Annotated in this window: 1 protein-coding gene; it reads left to right on the top strand. The window is 48.3% G+C overall.

Going from position 1 to position 2,007, the window contains the following annotated elements; all coding sequences use genetic code 11:
* Positions 1 to 2,007: (Fe-S)-binding protein (locus ACE1TI_RS21650; protein ID WP_375009572.1), on the top strand; the 2,007-nt coding region annotated here is incomplete at both ends.

Raw genomic sequence — 2,007 nt, 5'->3', positions numbered from 1 at the left:
TGGATCGCATTTTTACTCGTGACCGCTTACGCTGTGTATCTTTTTGCTAAGCTGGTAAAAACCAGGTACGAATACATTAAGCTCGGTCAAAAGGCGGAATTTAACCAGACCGTCAAAGAACGCTGGGAAGCGGTGATGACTAATGTATTCGGACAGAAAAAATTACTGAAAGACAAGAAAAGCGGTATCATTCACGTGATGTTTTTTTACGGCTTTTTACTCGTGCAGTTCAGCGCGATTGATACGATTTGGAAAGGGCTGGCAATTGGGTCTCATCTGCCGCTTGGCCCGGTGTACCCATATTTCACATTATTTCAGGAAGTCGTTGTATTTATGATTCTTGCCGCCGTGGTATGGGCGTTTCACCGTCGTTATGTCGAAAAAATCGTCCGATGGAAGCGGGGCTGGAAAGCAGGACTGGTCCTCATTTTTATCGGCGGCTTAATGACCTCGAAAATGATTGCCAAAGGAATGGAAATAGTCTGGCTTGGTAAAGAATTAACAGGGTTTGAGCCGATTGCTTCGGCGATTGCTTTTATCGCTTCCCCGCTCGGTGCAGGAGCAGCCGGGGTGCTGTTTTACCTTTTCTGGTGGGCGCACTTATTGTTTTTACTTGCGTTTTTGGTCTACGTGCCGCAATCCAAGCATGCTCACCTTATCGCCGGACCTGCCAATGTGTGGCTCGGGCGTACGCACCCCGTCGGGCAGCTGTCTTCGATTGACTTTGAGGATGAAACGAAAGAAGAATTCGGGGTTGGGAAAATAGAAGATTTCAACCAAAAACAGCTTCTCGACCTGTATGCCTGTGTCGAATGCGGCCGCTGTACGAATATGTGTCCAGCAACCGGCTCCGGGAAAATGCTGTCGCCAATGGATCTATTAATTAAAATGCGTGATCATTTAACGGAAAAAGGGGCTGCTGTCACGTCCCGCTCCCCATGGCTTCCTGCCTATGCATTCGGCCATACCAATGGGAACCAGCTGGCTGCACAAGGGAAAGGGGCAGAAGAAGCAGCTGCCGGATACGATGTGAGCTTGATCGGTGACGTGATTACCGAAGAAGAGATTTGGGCCTGTACCACATGCCGGAATTGTGAAGACCAGTGCCCGGTGATGAATGAGCACGTGGATAAAATTATTGATCTGCGCCGTTATTTAGTACTGACGGAAGGGAAAATGGACTCCGAGGCGCAACGTGCGATGATGAATATAGAACGTCAAGGAAACCCGTGGGGCATCAATCGAAAAGAACGGGAAAAATGGAGAGAGTCCCGCGAGGATATTGACGCGCCAACGGTGAAAGAGCTGAAAAAACGGGAAGAAAGTTTTGAATACCTGTTCTTTGTCGGTTCGATGGGCTCTTATGACAAGCGCAGTCAAAAGATTGCTCAGTCTTTTGCGAAACTATTAAACGAAGCCGGTGTCACGTTCGCGATTCTTGGAAACAAGGAAAAAAACTCGGGAGATACGCCAAGACGGATCGGCAATGAATTTTTGTTCCAGGAGCTTGCTTCTTCCAACATTAACGAATTTCAGAAAAATGATGTGAAAAAGATCGTCACGATCGACCCGCATGCGTATAATACCTTTAAAAATGAATATCCGGAGTTTGGGCTCGAAGACGTGGAAGTGTATCATCATACGGAATTGCTGGCACAGCTCGTGCGCAAAGGAAAGCTTACGCCGCGTTATGAAGTGAACGAAACCATGACGTATCATGATTCTTGCTACCTTGGGCGTTACAACGAGGTATATGATCCTCCCCGTGATATTTTAGAAGCAATCCCTGGCTTGAACGTTGTCGAAATGGAGCGCAACCGTCAGGACGGCATGTGCTGCGGAGCCGGAGGCGGAATGATGTGGATGGAAGAAGAAGCCGGGCAGCGGGTGAATGTCGCCCGAACCGAACAAGCGATACAAACCAGTCCTTCTATGATTGGAAGCGCCTGTCCGTATTGCTTAACGATGATGTCGGATGGCGTGAAAGCAAAAGAGGCAGAAGACGAT

The organism is Alteribacillus sp. JSM 102045 (assembly GCF_041949975.1).
Taxonomy (GTDB): Bacteria; Bacillota; Bacilli; order Bacillales; family Marinococcaceae; genus Alteribacillus.
The sequence above is the reverse complement of the archived record's forward strand: the minus strand, read 5'-3'. Positions and strand labels throughout refer to the sequence as shown.